The sequence below is a fragment of the Providencia stuartii genome (genome assembly GCF_029277985.1).
GTDB lineage: Bacteria > Pseudomonadota > Gammaproteobacteria > Enterobacterales > Enterobacteriaceae > Providencia > Providencia zhejiangensis.
Window position 1 is genome coordinate 1,845,946 of the sequence record NZ_CP119546.1, and the last position, 21,398, is coordinate 1,867,343.

18 protein-coding genes are annotated in these 21,398 nt (G+C 43.0%); 16 read left to right on the forward strand and 2 right to left on the reverse strand.

The features are described 5' to 3' along the window. Window positions 1–49 precede the first annotated feature (49 nt). On the forward strand, window positions 50–1,879 hold the full coding sequence (locus P2E05_RS08005; protein ID WP_154622731.1) for an SLC13 family permease: 1,830 nt from the start codon (window positions 50–52) through the stop codon (window positions 1,877–1,879). Between the two features lie 143 nt (window positions 1,880–2,022). Next, window positions 2,023–2,439: a hypothetical protein gene (locus P2E05_RS08010; RefSeq protein WP_195848629.1), complete on the forward strand. Its 417-nt coding sequence runs from the start codon at window positions 2,023–2,025 to the stop codon at window positions 2,437–2,439. A gap of 43 nt (window positions 2,440–2,482) precedes the next feature. Here P2E05_RS08010 and yfbR read toward each other — a convergent pair whose 3' ends face one another. Beyond that, the gene (gene yfbR / locus P2E05_RS08015) at window positions 2,483–3,064 is read right to left on the reverse strand and encodes a 5'-deoxynucleotidase (protein ID WP_154623041.1); all 582 of its coding nucleotides are present in this window, start codon (window positions 3,062–3,064) and stop codon (window positions 2,483–2,485) included. A gap of 211 nt (window positions 3,065–3,275) precedes the next feature. Between yfbR and P2E05_RS08020 the strand changes: the two genes are divergently transcribed. Then, window positions 3,276–3,650 (forward strand): hypothetical protein, encoded by a 375-nt coding sequence (locus P2E05_RS08020; protein WP_230086024.1) that lies wholly within the window; start codon window positions 3,276–3,278, stop codon window positions 3,648–3,650. A 541-nt stretch (window positions 3,651–4,191) separates the two neighbouring features. Here P2E05_RS08020 and P2E05_RS08025 read toward each other — a convergent pair. Continuing rightward, window positions 4,192–5,406 (reverse strand): pyridoxal phosphate-dependent aminotransferase, encoded by a 1,215-nt coding sequence (locus P2E05_RS08025; protein ID WP_154622103.1) that lies wholly within the window; start codon window positions 5,404–5,406, stop codon window positions 4,192–4,194. 771 nt (window positions 5,407–6,177) lie between these two features. Between P2E05_RS08025 and P2E05_RS08030 the strand changes: the two genes are divergently transcribed. The 13 genes from P2E05_RS08030 to nuoM all read left to right on the forward strand — a co-directional run bounded on the left by P2E05_RS08030 (window position 6,178) and on the right by nuoM (window position 21,397). Beyond that, a complete protein-coding gene (locus P2E05_RS08030) occupies window positions 6,178–7,107 on the forward strand; it encodes a LysR family transcriptional regulator (protein WP_154622114.1) in 930 nt (309 codons plus the stop codon). 761 nt (window positions 7,108–7,868) lie between these two features. Then, a complete protein-coding gene (locus P2E05_RS08035) occupies window positions 7,869–8,312 on the forward strand; it encodes an NADH-quinone oxidoreductase subunit A (protein WP_070929231.1) in 444 nt (147 codons plus the stop codon). 18 nt (window positions 8,313–8,330) lie between these two features. Then, entirely contained in the window at window positions 8,331–9,005 is a 675-nt protein-coding gene (locus P2E05_RS08040) for a NuoB/complex I 20 kDa subunit family protein (protein WP_154622104.1), read from the forward strand. A gap of 73 nt (window positions 9,006–9,078) precedes the next feature. Beyond that, complete coding sequence (nuoC, locus tag P2E05_RS08045; protein ID WP_272657952.1) at window positions 9,079–10,878, forward strand: NADH-quinone oxidoreductase subunit C/D; 1,800 nt, start codon at window positions 9,079–9,081, stop codon at window positions 10,876–10,878. Between the two features lie 2 nt (window positions 10,879–10,880). Then, a complete protein-coding gene (nuoE, locus tag P2E05_RS08050) occupies window positions 10,881–11,423 on the forward strand; it encodes an NADH-quinone oxidoreductase subunit NuoE (RefSeq protein WP_154622105.1) in 543 nt (180 codons plus the stop codon). Next, window positions 11,420–12,778, forward strand: a complete 1,359-nt coding sequence (gene nuoF / locus P2E05_RS08055; RefSeq protein ID WP_154622106.1) for an NADH-quinone oxidoreductase subunit NuoF — start codon at window positions 11,420–11,422, stop codon at window positions 12,776–12,778. Before nuoE ends, nuoF begins: the two co-directional genes overlap by 4 nt. A 102-nt stretch (window positions 12,779–12,880) precedes the next feature. Next, complete coding sequence (nuoG, locus tag P2E05_RS08060; RefSeq protein WP_251464005.1) at window positions 12,881–15,604, forward strand: NADH-quinone oxidoreductase subunit NuoG; 2,724 nt, start codon at window positions 12,881–12,883, stop codon at window positions 15,602–15,604. Further along, entirely contained in the window at window positions 15,604–16,581 is a 978-nt protein-coding gene (gene nuoH, locus P2E05_RS08065; RefSeq protein ID WP_154622116.1) for an NADH-quinone oxidoreductase subunit NuoH, read from the forward strand. Before nuoG ends, nuoH begins: the two co-directional genes overlap by 1 nt. A gap of 14 nt (window positions 16,582–16,595) precedes the next feature. Further along, on the forward strand, window positions 16,596–17,138 hold the full coding sequence (nuoI, locus tag P2E05_RS08070; RefSeq protein WP_154622108.1) for an NADH-quinone oxidoreductase subunit NuoI: 543 nt from the start codon (window positions 16,596–16,598) through the stop codon (window positions 17,136–17,138). Window positions 17,139–17,150: 12 nt separating this feature from the next. Next, window positions 17,151–17,696: an NADH-quinone oxidoreductase subunit J gene (gene nuoJ, locus P2E05_RS08075; protein ID WP_154622109.1), complete on the forward strand. Its 546-nt coding sequence runs from the start codon at window positions 17,151–17,153 to the stop codon at window positions 17,694–17,696. Then, window positions 17,696–17,998 (forward strand): NADH-quinone oxidoreductase subunit NuoK, encoded by a 303-nt coding sequence (nuoK, locus tag P2E05_RS08080; RefSeq protein ID WP_004921109.1) that lies wholly within the window; start codon window positions 17,696–17,698, stop codon window positions 17,996–17,998. Before nuoJ ends, nuoK begins: the two co-directional genes overlap by 1 nt. Next, a complete protein-coding gene (nuoL, locus tag P2E05_RS08085; RefSeq protein WP_154622110.1) occupies window positions 17,995–19,857 on the forward strand; it encodes an NADH-quinone oxidoreductase subunit L in 1,863 nt (620 codons plus the stop codon). The genes nuoK and nuoL overlap by 4 nt, the downstream gene beginning before the upstream one ends. Window positions 19,858–19,876: 19 nt before the next feature. Next, window positions 19,877–21,397: an NADH-quinone oxidoreductase subunit M gene (gene nuoM, locus P2E05_RS08090; protein ID WP_154622111.1), complete on the forward strand. Its 1,521-nt coding sequence runs from the start codon at window positions 19,877–19,879 to the stop codon at window positions 21,395–21,397. The last annotated feature ends 1 nt before the right edge of the window (window position 21,398 follow it).

The window sequence follows — 21,398 nt, forward strand, 5'->3', positions numbered from 1 at the left end:
TAACTAAGGAAAATGACTAACACTATTTTTTTCGTCAAAAGGGGATATTTTGAACGGAGAATTGTTGTGGGTGTTAACCCTCCTGTTGATCGCAATTGTACTGTTCACCACAAACAAAATTCGGATGGATGTGGTGGCATTACTCGTTATAGTGGCCTTTGTTCTAAGTGATACTTTAACTTTAGAGCAAGCGACCGCGGGTTTTGCGGACCCTAACGTATTATTGATAGCGGCTTTATTTGTTATTGGTGATGGCTTAGTACGAACCGGTATCGCCTATCAAATGGGGGATTGGCTAGTACGAGTGGCTGGTAGCAGCGAAAGCAAGATGTTAGTTTTTTTAATGATCACCGTTGCTGGGCTTGGTGCCTTTATGAGCTCTACTGGTGTTGTCGCTATCTTTATTCCTGTCGTGCTGAGTGTTGCAGCACGAATGAAAATTTCTCCAAGTCGATTAATGATGCCTTTAGGCTTTGCCGGCCTGATCAGCGGTATGATGACGTTGGTCGCAACACCACCGAATATGGTGGTTAACAGTGAGTTGGTCAGAGAAGGTATCAAAGGCTTTCAATTCTTTTCAATTACACCGATTGGTTTGGTGATTTTACTGGCCGGTATCGCGTATATGTGGGTTGCGCGCCGTTGGTTAGGTAGCAGTGAACCAGACAAACTTCCTGAGCGTTACCAACGTAGTTTCCGTGATTTGATTCGTGACTATAAATTAACGGGTAGGGCGCGTCGTCTGGCTATTCGTAAAGGTTCCCCCTTGATCGGACATTCTCTCGATGAACTACATTTGCGTTCTCGCTATGAAGCTAACGTCGTTGGGATTGAGCGTTGGCGTAAATTCCGCCGTGTTATGGTGAGTGCAACTGGTGGCACAGAACTTAGAGAGCAAGATGTATTGCTGGTGGACATTTCTGTGAGTGACGATGAACTACGTCAATTTTGTTTTGAGCAGAAATTAGAACCAATGATATTACGTGGTGATTACTTTTCAGATCAGTCCCGTGATGTTGGCATGGCTGAAGTTTCTATGAACCCTGACTCTGAATTATTGGGTAAAAGCTTACGCGATATTAAGTTTCGTACTCGCTATGGCCTCAATGTGGTGGGGATTCGTCGTGATGGTAAAGCGATGGATGGTAAGCTCGTTGATGAACCTTTACGCCTTGGTGATATCTTATTAGTCATTGGGGATTGGAAATTAATTCGTATTTTATCAACCAAACCTCGTAATTTTATTGTATTGAATCTGGCCGCAGAGGTTGAAGCCGTCGCTCCTGCTTCGTCACAAGCACCGCATGCTTTATTTTGTTTGGCCTTAATGGTTGCCATGATGGTCACTAATGAAATTCCCAACTTTATTGCTGCATTAATTGCTTGTTTATTGATGGGAAAATTTCGTTGTATCGATATGGAAAGTGCTTATAAATCGATTCACTGGCCAAGTATCATACTGATTGTCGGGATGATGCCATTTGCGCTAGCATTACAAAAAACTGGAGGGATCGCCTTAGCAGTAGATGCATTGATGGAAATAGCCGGTAATTTGGGACCACATGTGATGTTACTGTGTTTATTTATACTTTGTGCCTCTATAGGTTTGTTTATTTCAAATACCGCGACCGCTGTTTTAATGGCGCCTATCGCTATCGCGGCAGCTCGTCAAATGGAAGTCTCTCCTTTACCCTTTGCTATGATTGTCGGTATTGCGGCTTCTGCTGCATTTATGACGCCTGTTTCCTCACCAGTCAACACATTAGTACTTGGCCCAGGAGGTTATAAATTCGGCGATTTCGTTAAAATAGGTGTTCCTTTCACGATAGTGGTAATGATAATCAGTGTATTGATTGTGCCTATTCTTTTTCCTTTCTAATAATAATGAAGCCCTCTTAACGAGGGCTGCTAGTTTCTTATATTAATGAAAAAACTTAATGTTTAACACCTTAAAGATTTTCTCATCACCGGAGAAGGCGATATTCTCTATTGAAAATAAATAGCGATTCTACGGAGGGGAGAATGAGAAATAGCGCACATAGACGAAATACCTATTATGGGGAAGCGGATTTTGAAAATTTTTGGGGAGAGGAATTAAGTGAAGTAGTCATACGGCATCATGTAGAAAGCCATGCTATTTATAATAATAGCCGACTATTAACTGAGAAGGTTTATCATGATATACCCGATAAAACAATATTAAAGAATGTGTTTTATTTTTTATATGAAATAGGAATAGATAATTCTTATGATTATTGGTATGTCAAAATTAAGACTAAAAGTGGCAAAGTATATAAAACAAAAACTAATTTCTATTGTTCTATTAGAGAAAGTGACCATGGAAAAGTGATATTGGGCGTTAACGGTGAGTCGAGAAGACTGTATTTAGATTTTCCGAGTTCATCGAATTGTTCAACGGCCTTAAATGAAGCGGATTAAACAAACAAAACTGGAATGGTAAGACGCATTCCAGCTTAGAAAGTTAATGACTAATTTCATCCAGTGAAAGTTTGAATCCCGGAACAAAAATGTCGATGAAATAATCCATTTCAGGGCTTTTTCTTTGCGCAAGAATTTTTTCAAGACGCTTTTTGGCTAATTTAAATTCACTATTTCCAGCGGATAATTCTTCTAGACATTTCAAGTAAGCACAGAGTGAGTCTGCTTGTTTTACTATACTATGTTCTTCATTTGACTGTAATTCTTCGATAAGCAGCGGTTTAAAATCTTCCTGTAATTCTTCAGGTAACATATCTAATAGCTTTTGCTGAGCAAATTGCTCGATTTTTTTATATTCATGGGCAATTTGTGAATTGTGATACTTAATCGGCGTTGGGAGATCGCCCGTAATCACTTCACTTGCGTCATGATACATGGCTAACAAGGCGATGCGCTCAGCATTGACATGACCACCAAACTTACGGTTTTTGATGATGGCCAGTGCGTGAGCGACCATCGCTACCTGTAAACTGTGCTCTGAGACGTTTTCAGTGCGTACGTTACGCATGAGTGGCCAACGATGGATGAGTTTCATTCGTGCAAGGTGGGCAAAGAAGTAGCTCATATAACCTCATTAAACAGGTAAAAAGGGAATTATAATATAGTTTATTTAAAATAGATATTGGTTTATTAAAGCTTAATAAGATGAAAATCAAATCTAATTAATAATTAAAATGCTTTACGAATATCATCATTCATTTATTTTATTATTGTTTAAACGTGACACTGTTTAATCTCACGGAGTCAATTCATTGTTGTTAAATTAATGGAGGTAAATGATGGGGGTTGAATTAGGCTGGAATTTGGGGTTTATCACATTTGAAAATTTTTGGCATGAAAAATTAAAATATGTGAGATTATATCACACGACGGATAATGGTAAGCCAACAGATATGACACTGTATCATGTTGAACATGGTAGTATTATCAAAAAAGCAGGTTCATTTGAATATGATGGTCAACTAAATTATTGGCGATTAGAAATTATTACAGAGAGAGGAGAGAAGTTTATAACAAAAAATAACTTCTATTGTACGATAACAGAAGAAGATGATCCGGAAGTTATTATCGGTGTTAATGGTGATGCAAGAACAATGTATGTTGCATTTTCTCACTCTAGTGGATGTAAAACTAAATTATTAAAAGTTTAATGATGTTAATTTAAATTGTTATAAAAATAAATCAATGGTGTAATACCAATCTAAAAAAGATAGCGAATGTTGAGTTCATAACAAATTAAAAATATCATTTAAAGAGCCTCTATTATGGATGCTCTTTAATTGCTTGTATATTTGTTTTTAATTATTGTTTGATCTGCGGTGATAAAAATCTATAATCAGCATAAACATTCTTAATAAATAATAGTAGGGGACATCATGAAATACTTTCCAATTATATTATTGCTGTTTTTCTTAGCTGCTGTTTATTTTATTTCCATTATCTAACGATTAGTCATCAACAATCCATTTATGTGTATTGTCTTTTAAAGAATACCAATGAGAAAGATAGTACAATCATGATGAGATGATTTTAGATTGTTACTCAACATTATTTGATGAGACGGGGCTCTTATTTGCTTTGATAGTGAGTGAGAGCTTGTTATTTATTATCCACTATTGCATTTGCTTATCGTGCTATTTGCCATAAAAATGGCAACTCCCTCACAAGAGGAAGTTGCACAGTCACTGTCCATTACTGACGATAATTCTCGATAAAACGGCCAAATTTATTAATCGCCATTTCAAGATCATCTGCATAAGGTAAGGTGACGATCCTAAAGTGGTCTGGCTCAGGCCAATTAAATGCCGTTCCTTGTACCAAAAGCACTTTTTCTTGTAGTAACAGATCAAGGATCATTTTTTGGTCATCATGGATATTAAAGCGTTTAATATCAATTTTAGGGAACATATAAAGTGCCCCCTGTGGTTTGACACAAGAGACCCCAGGTATCTGATTAATTAGCTGCCATGCGCGCTCTCTTTGCTCATATAGACGACCACCAGGTTGAATAAATTCACTAATACTCTGATAGCCTCCCAAAGCGGTTTGAATAGCATGCTGCATTGGAACGTTAGCGCACAAACGCATAGATGCTAACATTTCAAGTCCTTCGATATAGCTTTTAGCTTGTTGTTTTGGTCCGTTTAAGACCATCCAGCCTTGTCGGAAACCGGCTACACGATAGGTTTTTGATAAACCGTTAAAAGTGACAGTAAGTAAATCTGGAGCTAATGCGGCAATAGAGTGATGAACGGCATTATCGTAAAGAATTTTGTCGTAAATTTCATCGGCGAAAATAATAAGGTTGTTCTGGCGAGCAATCTCAACAATTTCCAGTAGAAGCTCTTTGCTGTAGACCGCGCCTGTCGGGTTATTTGGGTTGATAATCACGATACCCCGAGTACGAGGGCTGATTTTTTTACGAATATCGTCAATATCAGGCATCCACCCTTGTTGCTCATCACACATGTAATGTACGGCATTACCGCCAGACAGGGAAACCGCAGCTGTCCAAAGAGGGTAATCAGGTGCTGGAACCAGCATTTCATCGCCATTATTGAGTAACGCTTGCATTGCTTGCACGATTAATTCAGAAACACCGTTACCGATATAGACATCTTCAACAGTCATTTCACGAATATCGCGTGCTTGATAATGCTGAACAATCGCTTTACGCGCAGAATATAATCCTTTTGAATCACAATAACCCTGTGAGCTAGGGAGATTACGTAGCACATCTACCAAAATTTCATCAGGGGCTTCAAAACCAAATGGTGCCGGATTACCAATATTAAGCTTGAGAACTTTATTACCTTCTTCTTCTAAACGTTTTGCTTCTTTTAATACAGGCCCGCGTATGTCGTAGCAGACATTATCAAGCTTATTGGATTTCTTTACATTATTCATTCTTTCTCTCATTACCCTATTTGGGAAGACATAAGTAGGGGGAACTCCGGCTTAGCATCTACTCTACTCCTACCTCGGAAGCTTTTGAAGATAGTAGATAATTTTTGGTGTAAAAGGTTGGTTTATGTTGTAATCCAATTGTTGATATCTAAAGATATAACTTAGTTTGGGTTTTGCATTCAATTGTATCGGTTAATTTGGAATTTAATATTAACAATTGGGGCTGTTTTGGAGGAAAAAATATAAATAATGTACAGATAAAGGCAAATCATAAAAACATTGTATCAAATTGTAAGATTGATGACGAAATTGGATGTATAGAAATAAAAATTCATAGATTTCCGCGGTTTTTTAACGAAAATAAGCTCTTTTTGTTAGCAATATTGATTATTCTAGTGAGAGAATAATGAATAAAAATGAAAGAATTTATCTTAATGCATTGAAATAAGGATATTTTTATCAAGTTGGGTGTATGTGTATAAAGGCGTTTACATTAAAATAATTGCAATTACATTAAATATGTTACTATTTAGAGGATGGCAAAAAAAGAAGGTTGTATTTGTGATTTCAATTAAATCGACTGTTTAAAAAGCTTTTTTTGTCATTTGGTGGTGCTTTCGTTTTTGGAGGTGCCTATTAAGATAAAGTGCAATAAATGCGAGTCTAAGGATTGATAAGCATTAAACAAGTTATTTAAGTTATTAAATAATCTGATCTCAGGGAGGAGAGCAGGAACACCAGGTATCATAAAATTATATAAGAGAATTCATGATGATAAATTCCAATCGTCCAATAATGAACCTTGATCTGGATTTACTGAGGACATTTGTCGCAGTTGCCGATCTGAATACATTCGCCGCGGCAGCCGCTGCGGTATGTCGAACTCAGTCTGCTGTTAGTCAGCAAATGCAACGTTTAGAACAATTAGTTGGCCGTGAATTATTTGCTCGTCACGGTAGGAATAAGTTATTAACGGCTCATGGTTTACAATTGCTAGGTTACGCAAGACAGATCTTACGAGCTAATGATGATGCAACAGCATCATTGACTTATAACGATGCAGAAGGTGAGCTGAGAATCGGTGCATCCGATGACACTGTTGATATCTTACTTCCATTCTTACTTAACCGTATCGCATCTATTTTCCCTCGCCTTGCGGTAGAAGTCCGAATCAAGCGTGCACACTTTATTGAGTCCATGCTAGATAGCCATGAAATCGATTTGGCGTTGACAACGGCACGTATTAGTCACCATCCGAAAACAGCGCTCAGAACAGTTCCTGTGTTATGGCACAGTGCACCTGATTTCCAATTAAGAACAAATGAACCTATTCCCCTGGTGGTGATGGATGAGACGAATCCATTCCGCAAATTGAGCACCGATGCTTTGGATGATGCGGGTCTTGCATGGCATGTCGCTTATGAAGCCGCATCGCTGCCAGCCGTGAGAGCAGCAGTCAATGCGGAAGTAGGGGTCACAGCACGTCCGATGGAAATGCAAAATGCGGATTTGCGTATTCTTGGTGAAGCTGACGGTTTACCTCGCTTACCCGACATTCAGTATTGGTTATACAAAAATGCGGATGAGCAAAAGGATTTTGTCCTCACGGTGTTTAGTGCAATTGAGAACAAGAAAATTCCTTATGCTGTTGCACCCATGAATGATGAAGCCGTTGTAAATGAAAATGAAGGGGCATTTTAAGCATTAATCATTATTGATGATTATTAAATGATTAATATGTACTCAAGAGAAAAGCCGCGAAAAATTCGCGGTTTTTTTTAGGCCCAAAAAGCCAAAAAAGAATAAAAAAAGAACGTATTAACCACTTAATAAGTATGGTTAAAAAGCATGTAACGTGAAATAATTGTGATGTAGATGGCAGAACATGAATTTCGTTTTTTAGTTACGAAATTGTTATGTTGTTAACAATCATATTTTGCTGAATTGATAAAATAGCGCTGCTGGGTCAGGCAGTTACTTGATTTAGTGAATAAAAAATCGTTAATATGACTTAGCCTAAATTTGAATATTCTGTAAACAGTATGCGCATATTTTCAATAAAAATGTGCGCTAGATCAAAAAAAAAGAGCAAGTTTTCATCTGGTAAGACAGGTTTTTCCTGAGATAATAGTGTAGTAAAAGCGAATAATCAGTTAGACTAGTCATTGTGTTTACTAGGTGTATTATCACACTGACACGTTTTAGCTGCTTTTGAGTACTTTTTGTTGCAATCTTGTTTTTTACTGGTTGGTGGATTGTAACAATTACGGGTTATTTTGCTTAATTTAAGCAAAGTAAATAGTCAGAGAGAGGACAAACCAAACGCAGTCTTCAGGCTGATTTTTATGTTTGGTGATGATTTTTGGTCTTTCTTCTCGGTTAACTGGGCAATTATGGTGCAATACTGCCGTGATGTTGATAAGAGCAGATTACGCACCATGTGTAATGAGTAAGCAACGAGTATGTCTGAATCTATCCTAGCGTTAGCCCACAACTGGGCCTTTGCGATATTCTTTGTCGGCGCCATCGCCCTTTGTTCGTTTATGTTGGTTGCTGGTCATTTTCTCGGCAGCCGTGCCAAAGCCAGAACAAAACATGTACCTTATGAATCAGGTATCGATTCAGTAGGTAGTGCCCGTCTTCGTATGTCAGCCAAATTCTATCTGGTTGCCATGTTCTTCGTTGTTTTCGATGTTGAAGCTATGTTCCTCTTTGCTTGGGCTGTCGCAGTCCGTGAAGTAGGTTGGTTGGGCTTTATCGAGGCAGCAATCTTCATTCTGGTATTGTTGGCGGGACTGTTTTACTTGATTCGCGTCGGTGCATTGGATTGGACTCCTGTCCGTTCACGTCGCGCAGTAAAAGGTCCTAGTGAAGTTATTAAAATCAGCAATCGTCATCCGCAGTAAAAAGCGAGGCATTATACAATGGATTATACGCTCACCCGCATAGATCCGAACGGTGAGAACGACCGTTACCCCCTGCAAACTCAAGAAATTGTAACAGATCCACTTGAGCAGCAAGTTAAAAACAGTGTTTACATGGGAAAACTTTCTCATGCGTTACATGATGTCGTTAACTGGGGACGTAAAAATTCTCTTTGGCCATATAACTTTGGTCTCTCATGTTGCTATGTTGAAATGGTAACGTCGTTCACAGCAGTTCATGACGTAGCCCGCTTTGGGGCAGAAGTACTCCGTGCTTCACCTCGTCAAGCCGACTTTATGGTCGTTGCAGGAACCTGCTTTACTAAAATGGCTCCGGTAATCCAGCGTCTTTATGATCAGATGTTGGAACCAAAATGGGTTATCTCCATGGGGGCATGCGCTAACTCTGGTGGTATGTATGACATTTATTCCGTTGTTCAGGGAGTAGATAAGTTTATCCCTGTGGATGTCTACATTCCAGGCTGCCCACCACGTCCCGAAGCTTATATGCAAGCATTACTTCTATTACAAGAATCTATCGGGAAAGAGCGTCGTCCGCTTTCGTGGGTTGTGGGTGACCAAGGGGTTTATCGTGCCAATATGCAATCAGAAAGAGAAAGAAAGCACGGTGAACGTATTGCAGTGACTAACCTGCGTACCCCAGACGAAATTTAAGGCTTAAAGCCATACAGCGTAACAGAGCAATGTGTTGCGAAATAATAAACCTGATCAAGCGTTATGGTGAAGAATGATGACAGATCAGATAGCGCAAGAAAGTACCCTGCCTGGATGGCAGACACAGGATCACTTAAATGATCCTGTACTTCTGGAACTGCGCAACCAATTTGGCCCGGATGCCTTTTCTGTTCAAGCGACCCGTACTGGCATGCCAGTTATCTGGGTGCGGCGCGAGCAGCTACTGGAAGTCGTAGACTTTTTGAAAAAACTACCAAAACCTTATGTGATGTTATTTGACTTACATGGGGTGGATGAACGTCAAAGAATGCATAGACAAGGTTTGCCAGAGGCAGACTTTAGTGTTTTCTATCACTTCATCTCTATCGATCGTAACCGTGATATTATGGTGAAAGTCGCATTAAGTGAAAAAGACTTAAATGTGCCTTCCATGGTGTCATTATTCCCAAATGCTAACTGGTATGAGCGTGAAGTTTGGGATATGTTTGGTATCACCTTCCAAGGTCATCCGAACTTACGTCGCCTGCTTATGTCACCGAGTTGGGAAGGCCACCCATTACGTAAAGACTATCCTGCCCGTGCAACAGAATTCGACCCATTTGAGTTGACCAAGCAAAAACAAGATCTGGAAATGGAAGCGTTGACTTTCAAACCAGAAGAGTGGGGCATGGCTCGTGGGAACGAAAATGAAGATTTCATGTTCCTGAACTTGGGACCGAACCACCCTTCATCGCATGGTGCTTTCCGTATTGTATTACAGCTTGATGGCGAAGAAATCGTAAACTGTGTACCTGACATTGGTTATCACCATCGTGGTGCAGAGAAAATGGGTGAACGTCAGTCTTGGCATAGCTACATTCCTTATACCGACCGTATCGAATACCTCGGTGGTTGCGTTAATGAAATGCCATACATATTGGCCGTTGAAAAGCTGGCCGGTATTGAAGTCCCTGATCGTGTTAAAACGATTCGTGTCATGCTATCTGAATTGTTCCGTATTAATAGCCATTTGCTATACATCAGTACTTATATTCAAGATACGGGAGCGATGACACCGGTATTCTTTGCGTTTACCGACCGCCAAAAAGTGTATAACGTCGTTGAGGCTATTACGGGTTTCCGTATGCACCCAGCTTGGTTCCGTATTGGTGGGGTTGCGCACGACCTACCGAGAGGTTGGGATAAATTATTACGTGAATTATTAGATTGGCTGCCAAAACGTCTTGATTCCTATGTGACAACAGCCCTGAAAAACTCCATTTTAAAAGGCCGTTCAATCGGTGTTGCTTCATACACTAAAGAAGAAGCTTTAGCTTGGGGAGTCACAGGGGCAGGCTTACGTGCTACCGGCATTGATTTTGACGTACGTAAATGGCGTCCATATTCAGGTTACGAAAACTTTGAGTTTGATATTCCAATCGCACATAACGGTGATTGCTATGACCGTGTGATGATTAAAGTGGAAGAGATGCGTCAAAGTATGCGTATTCTTGAGCAATGTCTGAAGAACATGCCTGAAGGGCCTTTCAAAGCCGATCACCCATTGACGACGCCGCCACCAAAAGAGCGGACGCTGCAACATATCGAAACCCTGATCAATCACTTCTTACAAGTGTCATGGGGTCCGGTTATGCCAGCCAATGAATCATTCCAGATGATTGAAGCAACCAAAGGAATTAACAGTTACTACTTAACGAGTGATGGCAGCACGATGAGCTACCGTACTCGTATCCGTACACCGAGCTATGCACACTTGCAGCAAATTCCAGCGGTGATTAGGGGTAGTCTGGTTTCCGACTTGATTGTCTATCTGGGTAGTATCGATTTTGTAATGTCGGATGTGGATCGCTAACCATGCATAATGAACATAATAAGCAGACCAGTCTTGATGGAGTCAATGTTTTTGAGCCTCAAGAAGCACAGCACGGCTTTGTGTTAACGGAAGCTGAACGTGCAGAAATTGAAGGTGAAAAGCACCATTATGAAGACCCGCGCGCTGCCTCCATTGAAGCACTGAAAATTGTGCAAAAAAACCGTGGCTGGGTTGAAGATGGTGCCATTCACGCTATCGCTGAAGTGCTGGGTATTCCCGCGAGTGATGTTGAAGGTGTGGCGACATTCTATAGCCAAATCTTCCGTCAGCCTGTAGGTCGTCACATTATTCGCTATTGCGATAGTGTGGTTTGTCATATTACAGGTTATCAAGGGTTAGAAGCTGAAATCATTAATCAGCTGAATATTCGCCCAGGCCAGACAACAAAAGATGGCCGCTTTACGCTGTTGCCAACCTGTTGTCTGGGGAACTGTGATAAAGGTCCTACCATGATGATTGATGAGGACACGCACAGTTACGTACAGCCTGAAGATATTAAAAAGTTACTGGAGCAGTATCCATGACAAACTCCTTTAAACAAGTGATCCGTACTGCGGAAACACATCCGTTGACATGGCGTTTGCGTGATGACAAACAGCCGGTTTGGCTGGATGAGTATCGCAGTAAAAATGGATATAAAGGTGTGGAACGTGCGCTTAAAGGCATGGCACCGGATGAAGTGGTGAATCTAGTTAAAGATGCTGGATTAAAAGGACGCGGTGGTGCAGGTTTCTCCACCGGGCTGAAATGGAGCCTGATGCCAAAAGACGAAAACATGAAACTGCGTTACTTCTTATGTAATGCGGATGAAATGGAGCCAGGCACCTATAAAGACCGTCTATTGATGGAGCAATTACCACATTTATTAGTTGAGGGTATGATCATCGGGGCTTATGCACTAAAAGCTTACCGTGGTTATATTTTCTTGCGTGGTGAATATGTCGAAGCGGCAAAGCATTTACGACACGCTATCGAAGAAGCGAAAGCCGCGGGCTTACTCGGTAAAAATATTTTAGGTTCAGGATTTGATTTTGAACTGTTTGTACATACTGGCGCTGGACGTTATATCTGTGGTGAAGAAACCGCCTTGATTAACTCCCTTGAAGGCCGCCGTGCGAACCCTCGTTCAAAGCCACCCTTCCCAGCAACATCTGGCGCATGGGGTAAGCCAACGTGCGTTAATAACGTGGAAACTATCTGTAACGTTCCTGCCATTTTAGAGCATGGAGAGCAGTGGTATATCAATCTCAGTGCAGGCAAAAGTAAAGATGCAGGTACTAAATTGATGGGCTTCTCTGGTCGCGTCAAAAATCCGGGATTATGGGAATTACCGTTTGGTACGACAGCGCGCGAAGTGCTGGAAGATTACGCGGGCGGTATGCGCGATGGCCTCACGCTTAAAGCATGGCAACCAGGTGGTGCAGGTACTGACTTTTTAACGGGAGATCACCTTGATTTACCTATGGATTTCGAATCTATCGGTAAAGCAGGAAGCCGTTTAGGTACTGCATTAGCAATGGCCGTTGATAACGAAATTAATATGGTGTCTCTGGTTCGTAACCTTGAAACCTTTTTCGCTCGTGAATCGTGTGGTTGGTGTACGCCTTGCCGTGATGGTTTGCCATGGAGCGTAAAAATTTTACAAGCGTTGGAAAACGGGGAAGGGCAACCGGGTGATATTGAAACGCTGGAACAGCTATGCCGTTTCTTAGGTCCGGGCAAAACTTTCTGTGCTCACGCACCGGGTGCGGTTGAGCCATTACAGAGCGCTATCAAATATTTCCGTGAAGAGTTTGAAGCGGGTATCTCGCAAAAAGATCTGCGCAATATAGCCCAGATAGCAGGTATTCAGCCCAACCTGTTAAAACAGCGTTGGTAATATTTTTTGTGAATGAGCAACCACAAAAAATCGATTTTTCACGAAGAACGTATTTTTGATTAACGCCTGCTGTGAAGCGGGCCTTTGGGAAGCATGCTGACTATGGCTACAATATATGTAGACGGCAAAGAATATGATGTAAACGGGTCTGAAAACCTGTTGCAAGCCTGCCTTTCTCTGGGGCTAGATATTCCTTATTTTTGCTGGCATCCAGCGCTGGGAAGCGTTGGCGCTTGCCGCCAGTGTGCGGTTAAGCAGTATCAAAACGCGGATGACACCCGTGGTCGCCTTGTTATGTCCTGTATGACACCGGCAACGGAAGGGACTTACATCTCTATTGATGATGAAGAAGCCAAACAATTCCGTGAAAGTGTTGTTGAATGGCTCATGACCAACCACCCTCATGACTGTCCAGTCTGTGAGGAAGGGGGCAACTGCCATTTGCAAGATATGACGGTGATGACCGGTCATAATATGCGTAAATATCGTTTTACTAAACGTACACACGTTAATCAGGACTTAGGGCCATTCATTAATCATGAAATGAACCGCTGTATCGCCTGTTATCGTTGCGTTCGTTATTATAAAGATTACGCAGATGGTACTGACTTGGGTGTCTATGGTGCACACAACTATGTCTACTTTGGTCGTACTGAAGATGGCACACTGGAAAGCGAATTTTCAGGTAACTTAGTTGAAGTGTGTCCAACAGGTGTGTTTACTGATAAGACGCATTCAGAGCGCTATAACCGTAAATGGGATATGCAATTTGCACCGGGTATCTGCCAGCAGTGCAGTCTCGGTTGTAATACCAGCCCAGGTGAACGCTATGGCGAGCTACGCCGTATTGAAAACCGTTATAATGGTTCGGTAAACCACTATTTCTTATGTGATCGCGGTCGTTTTGGTTATGGTTATGTGAATCGTAAAGATAGACCTCGTCAGCCATTACTGAATAAAGATGGCGTTAAGCAAGTTATTTCCGCTATCGAAGCAATGCAAAGTGGTGCACAGATTATCAATCAAGCGAAGAAGGTGATTGGTATCGGCTCTCCTCGTGCAAGCATTGAAAGTAATTATGCATTACGTGCCTTAGTGGGTGAAGAAAACTTCTACTCAGGTGTATCAGCGGATGAGCAACGCCGTCTTGAACTGATGCAAAATATCCTAGAAAACGGCGGTATTTATACACCAAGCCTACGTGAAGTAGAAGGTTATGATGCTGTTTTGGTTCTGGGGGAAGACCTCACTCAGACGGGCGCTCGTATGGCTCTGTCTGTTCGTCAAGCAGTGAAAGGTAAAGCTCGTGAAATGGCAGCAGCTCAAAAAGTGGCTGATTGGCAAATCGCGGCGATCATGAATATTGGTCAACATGCCAAGTATCCGCTGTTTATCACTAACGTAGATGATACACGTTTAGATGATATCGCGGCATTTAACTACCGTGCGCCTGTTGCTGATCAAGCTCGCTTTGGTTTTGCTATTGCGAATATGATTAATGGTGATTCGCCGGCAGTCGCGGATTTACCGAGTGAGTTAAAAGCAAAAGTACAAACCATCGCAGACGCGCTGGCGAGTGCCAAGAAACCATTGATTATCAGTGGTAGCCATTCGGCAAGTGATGCAATGATCCAAGCAGCCGCTAACGTTGCTTTTGCGCTGAAAGCGAAAGGGGCACAAGTTGGCTTATCTTATCTAGCTTCACACGCGAACAGCTTTGGTTTAGCGATGATGAAAGCGCCTTCACTCGATAGTGCTTTTGCGCGTATCAACGCAGATGAAGCGGATGTGGCTATCGTGATGGAAAATGACCTTTACCGTCACAGTAGTGTCAATAAGGTTGATAGCACACTGGCTAAGTTGAAGCATTTGATTGTGGTTGACCATCAACATACTGCCATCATGGATAAAGCAACCTTGATCCTGCCAGCAGCAAGCTTTGCTGAAGCAGATGGTACGCTGATTAACCAAGAAGGTCGTGCACAACGTTTCTTCCAAGTCTTTGACCCATCTTTCTACGATAAAGCTATCGTGATGAACGAAAGTTGGCGTTGGTTGCACTCACTACAAACCGAAGCACAAGAGCGCGATGCGGATTGGTCACAACTTGATCATGTCATTGCGGAATGCGTGAACGCTTTACCTCAGTTCGCCGGTATAGTCGATGCTGCACCAAAAGCGTCTTTCCGTATTCGTGGTCAGAAGTTAGCACGTGAACCGCACCGCTACAGCGGTCGTACCGCGATGCTAGCGAACCAATCTGTTCATGAGCAGCGTCAACCTCAGGATAAAGACACGGCATTTGCTTTCTCTATGGAAGGGAACAATAGTCCAACCGCACCGCGCCAGCAAATTCCATTTGCATGGGCTCCGGGTTGGAACTCACCACAAGCTTGGAACAAGTTCCAAAGCGAGGTAGGCGGGCACTTGCGTTTTGGTGACCCTGGTGTTCGTTTGTTCAATTCAACAGAAAGTAAAATAGGCTACTTCACTGACATTCCAACCGCGTATCAAGCGACTGAAGCGCAGTGGGTTGTTGCGCCTTATTATCACTTGTTCGGTAGTGATGAAATGTCACAACGTTCTGATGTGATCCAACAGCGTATGCCTGAACCTTACATTATGTTGAATGCACAAGATGCCGCAACGCTTGGGCTTGCGGCGGGGACTAAAGCTGAATTTAGTCACGAAGGGCAAACTTTCAACTTGACAGTTCGTGTTAGTCAAAACTTGTCTTGTGGCCAAATTGGTCTACCTCTAGGTATGCCGGGTATTGCACCAGCCATGGCGGGTGTGTCAGTCAATAATCTACGGAGGGGGGCATGATGGATTGGATATCCCCAGAAGTGATGGAAATCCTGATTTCTATCCTAAAGTCGATTGTCATCCTATTGGTTGTTGTGATCTGTGGGGCATACATGAGTTTGGGTGAACGCCGTATTCTCGGTTTATTCCAAAATCGTTATGGTCCTAACCGTGTTGGACCGTTTGGCATGGGGCAGTTAATGGCCGACATGTTCAAAATGCTGTTCAAAGAAGACTGGATCCCACAGTTTGCCGATAAAAAAATCTTTACGCTGGCACCCGTGATTGCGTTTTGTTCACTGTTCCTTGCGTTTGCTATCGTTCCTGTTAGCCCGACATGGCATGTTGCAGACCTAAACATTGGGATCCTATTTTTCCTAATGATGGCGGGTCTTGCTGTCTATGCGGTGCTCTTTGCCGGTTGGTCAAGTAACAACAAATACTCACTGCTGGGCGCAATGCGTGCATCGGCTCAAACAGTGAGCTACGAAGTGTTCTTGGGACTTTCATTGATGGGGGTTGTGGCTCAGGCTGGCTCCTTCAATTTGATTGATATCGTCAATTCTCAAGAAGGCATGTGGAACGTCATTCCTCAGTTCTTTGGTTTTGTGACGTTTGCGATTGCAGGTGTTGCGGTATGTCACCGTCACCCGTTTGACCAACCAGAAGCAGAACAAGAAATTGCGGATGGTTACCACGTTGAATATTCAGGTATGAAATTCGGCCTATTTTTCGTCGGTGAGTATATCGGTATTGTTACTGTCTCTGCATTGATTGTCACACTGTTCTTTGGTGGCTGGCATGGGCCGTTCTTGCCGTCATTCTTGTGGTTTGCCATTAAGACTGCCTTCTTCATGATGATGTTCATCTTGATCCGTGCATCTTTACCGCGTCCGCGTTATGACCAAGTGATGTCCTTTGGCTGGAAAGTCTGTTTGCCACTGACTTTGCTTAACCTGCTGGGTACCGCAGCAGTCATTTTATACAACGCTCAGTAAGGGGTGATTGAACCATGACATTGAAAGATTTATTGGTCGGTTTCGGCACTCAAGTACGCAGTATTTGGTTGGTCGGTTTGCATGCGTTCCAAAAACGTGAAACGCAAATGTATCCCGAAGAACCGGTTTACTTGCCGCCCCGTTACCGTGGTCGTATCGTATTAACCCGCGATCCTGACGGCGAAGAGCGTTGCGTTGCCTGTAATTTATGTGCAGTTGCTTGTCCTGTGGGTTGTATCTCACTGCAAAAGGCTGAACATGAAGATGGGCGTTGGTATCCTGAATTTTTCCGCATTAACTTCTCTCGCTGCATTTTCTGTGGGTTGTGTGAAGAGGCTTGCCCAACAACAGCCATTCAATTAACGCCTGACTTTGAAATGGGTGAATGGCGTCGTCAGGATCTTGTTTACGAGAAAGATGACTTATTAATTTCAGGTCCGGGTAAATATCCTGATTATAACTTTTACCGTAAATCGGGTATGGCGATTGCAGGTAAAGACAAAGGTGAAGCGGATAACGAAGCCAAACCAATTAACGTCAAAGACCTGTTGCCATAAGGAGCGATATTCATGGAATTTACATTTTATATCGCCGGTCTGGTTGCTGTTTTAGCAACTTTGAGGGTGATAACCAATACTAACCCGGTACATGCGTTGTTGTATCTGGTTGTTTCTCTACTGGCTCTGTCGATGGTGTTCTTCTCGCTTGGCGCTTATTTTGCGGGTGCGTTGGAGATCATCGTTTATGCAGGTGCCATTATGGTGCTATTCGTTTTCGTAGTGATGATGCTTAACCTCGGTCGCTCTGTACAAGAACAAGAGCGTGAGTGGCTAACGCCGAAGAACTGGATTGGTCCTGCTATTTTATCAGCAGTACTTCTTGCACTTCTGGTTTACGGCATCATGAGTCTGTCATACCAAGAGGGTATTGCTGGCACAATGATTAGTGCGAAAGAAGTGGCTATCAGCTTGTTTGGACCTTATGTCCTAGCCGTTGAATTAGCATCACTGTTGCTACTCGCTGGTCTTGTGGTGGCGTTCCACGTCGGTCGTGACCGTAATGAAAATGGTGCTGATATTGTGAGTAGCACCAAAGCGAATGCGGAGGAACAATAATGATACCTCTTCAACATGGTCTGATTTTAGCGGCGATCTTATTTGTAATGGGGCTAAGCTGTCTTGTTATTCGCCGTAACTTGCTTTTCATGCTGATCGGACTGGAAATCATGATTAACTCAACTGCTTTGGCATTTGTCGTTGCAGGGAGTTTCTGGGGGCAACCAGACGGTCAAATTATGTATATTTTGGCCATTGCACTGGCTGCAGCGGAGGCGAGTATTGGATTGGCGTTGTTACTGCAACTCCATCGTCATCGTCAGAACCTGAATATTGATAAAGTCAGTGAGATGCGCGGATGAACTTACTCTATTTAACAATTCTGTTTCCGCTACTGGGGTCTGTGTTATTAGCATTTTCCCGTGGTCGCTGGTCAGAAAATGTTTCAGCAATTGTTGGTATTAGTGCCGTCGGTTTGGCTGCTATTGTCGCCGCTTATGCAGGCATTGATTTCCTAGAACACAAGGCGTTGATGGCAAATGCCAATGATGCTTATGTTTATACACAACCGCTGTGGACTTGGATGTCAGTGGGTGATTTTACCATCCCATTCACACTGCACCTTGATGGTCTATCTCTCACTATGCTTGGCGTAGTGACGGGAGTGGGTTTCCTGATCCACGTTTATGCTTCTTGGTATATGCGTGGTGAAGAAGGCTATTCACGTTTCTTTACCTACACGAACCTGTTTATCGCGAGTATGGTGGTTTTAGTTCTCGCCGATAATATGATGCTGATGTATCTCGGTTGGGAAGGGGTAGGGCTGTGTAGTTATCTGTTGATTGGTTTTTATTACACCAATCCAGATAACGGCAAAGCGGCGATGAAAGCTTTCTTTGTCACCCGTGTTGGTGATGTGTTCTTAGCTATCGGTATGTTTATTCTGTGGAATGAACTGGGTACTCTGAACTTCAGTGAAATGGCGATTTTGGCACCTCAGAAAATGGCTGAAGGCGGCACGGCAATTACATGGGCAACCTTAATGATCTTAGGTGGTGCGGTAGGTAAATCTGCACAGCTTCCACTACAGACATGGCTGGCCGATGCGATGGCGGGTCCAACACCTGTTTCTGCACTGATCCACGCAGCAACCATGGTAACCGCGGGTGTTTATCTTGTTGCTCGTACTCATGCCTTGTTCCTGATGGCACCTGAAATTTTACATCTGGTAGGCATCGTTGGTGGTGTGACACTGCTGTTTGCAGGTTGTGCGGCATTGGTACAAACCGACATCAAACGGGTACTCGCTTACTCAACCATGAGCCAAATTGGTTATATGTTCTTGGCTCTTGGCGTACAGGCGTGGGATGCGGCAATTTTCCACCTGATGACACACGCATTCTTTAAAGCGTTGTTATTCTTATCCGCAGGTTCTGTGATTATTGCTTGCCACCATGAACAAAATATTTTCAAAATGGGTGGGTTACGTAAGCAAATCCCTTACGTCTACGCGGTGATGTTAATCGGTGGAAGCGCATTGGCTGCATTGCCTCTGTTTACCGCTGGTTTCTACAGTAAAGACGCAATTTTATGGGGAGCAGAAGTGGATGGGCAAACTGTACTGTTATGGGCAGGTCTCATCGGGGCACTACTGACTGCAATGTATACCTTCCGTATGATTTTCATCGCATTCCATGGCGAAGCGAAAATCCAAGCGCACAAGGTCAAAGGTTTTACTCACTCTGTACCTTTGGGCATTCTGGCCGTTTTAGCGACATTCGTTGGTGCACAGATTCACCAGCCGTTAGAGGGGGTATTCCCGGTTAATCCACTGGAACATGAAGCAGGTAAGTTACAGCTGGAAATTCTGTCGGGTAGCCTAGCCGTTATCGGTCTGTTGATTGTGACATTCATTTATCTGTTCAGACGTTCTATCGCTACAGCAATCGCGAAAAGTGCACCGGGTCGTTTCTTCTCTACGTGGTGGTACCATGCATGGGGCTTCGACTGGTTGTATGACGTGGTCTTTGTGAAACCTTTCAAAGGGGTTGCATGGCTACTGGAAAGCGATCCTATTAACTCACTGATGAACTTGCCAGCTTGCTTGTCTCGTTGGGCAAACAAAGGGTTAGCAGTGAGTGAGAACGGTCAAGTCCGTTGGTATGTTGCCTCATTGGGGCTGGGTGCAGTGCTGATTCTTGCTCTGCTGCTTTTGGTTTAATTAAGGGACACATTGCGCCATGCTATTACCTTGGCTAATACTCATTCCCTTCATCGGTGGCCTGCTAAGTTGGCAGGCTGACCGGTTCAGCCATCGCGCACCTCGTTGGGTTGCGCTGGCTTCAATGGGAATAACATTAATATTATCAATCCAGTTGTGGCTACAGGGAAATTACTCTCTGGCAAACCCACAAGGTATTCCACAATGGCAAGCTGTATTCTTTATGCCATGGATCCCATCGCTGGGTATTAATTTCCATCTTGCTATTGATGGGTTATCGCTACTGATGGTGGTATTGACCGCGATTATGGGCGCTTTCTCAGTTCTCAGTTCGTGGAGCGAAAACCAAGCTAACCAAGGTGCTTATCACTTTAACCTGTTGTGGATTATTGCAGGGGTGATGGGGATCTTTACGGCAGTTGACCTGTTTTTATTCTTCTTCTTCTGGGAAATGATGTTGATCCCAATGTACTTCCTGATTGCTAACTGGGGGCACAAAGGGGCAGAAAACAGACAACACATTAATGCAGCAACTAAGTTCTTTATCTACACGCAAGCCAGTGGCTTGATTATGTTAGTGTCGATTGTTGGATTAGCATTAGTCCACTTCAATGATACTCGCGTGTGGACATTTAACTACAATGAGTTGCTTGGTACTCAGATGTCTAGCACGGTTAGCTTTATGCTAATGTTAGGCTTCTTTATTGCCTTTGCAGTGAAAATGCCGTTAGTTCCATTCCATGGTTGGATGGCAGATACCCAAGAGCAATCGCCTACAGCGGGTTCTGTTGATATCTCAGGTATCATGTTGAAAACAGCAGCTTATGGTTTGCTGCGTTTTACCTTGCCTCTATTCCCTGAAGCGTCTATCCAGTTCACACCAATTGCCATGACACTTGGTGTAATTAGTATCTTCTACGGTGCATGGTTAGCCTTCAAACAGACTGACATCAAACGCTTAGCGGCATACAGTAGCTTGTCTCACATGGGGTTTGTAACCGTTGCTATCTATGCAAGTTCAGTGCTTGCGTACCAAGGGGCGGTGATCCAAATGATCACGAACGGTTTATCGGGTGCGGCATTGATTATTATCAGTGGTCAGCTGTATGAGCGTACGCAAACTCGTGATATGCGCATGATGGGAGGATTGTGGAAACGTATTAAGTGGTTACCGGGTCTGTCTTTGTTCTTTGCCGCTGCAACATTAGGTATGCCAGGAACCGGTAACTTTATTGGTGAATTCATGATCCTATTTGGAACATTCAGCCAATTCACTCTCGTGACTTGCATAATGGTCTTCGGTGTTGTGTTCGCATCGGTCTACTCACTGTGGATGATGCAGCAAACTTATTACGGAACACCGAAATCAGATAGCGAAATGAAAGGGTTAACAGCGCGCGAATTTGGTGTGCTGCTGGCTCTGGCTGTATTACTGGTTATTATCGGTTTCTATCCGCAGCCACTGCTGGATACTTCAGCGGGTGCGATGGAAACATTACATAACCTGTACACTGTTTCACTTACAACATTAAGGCCGTAAT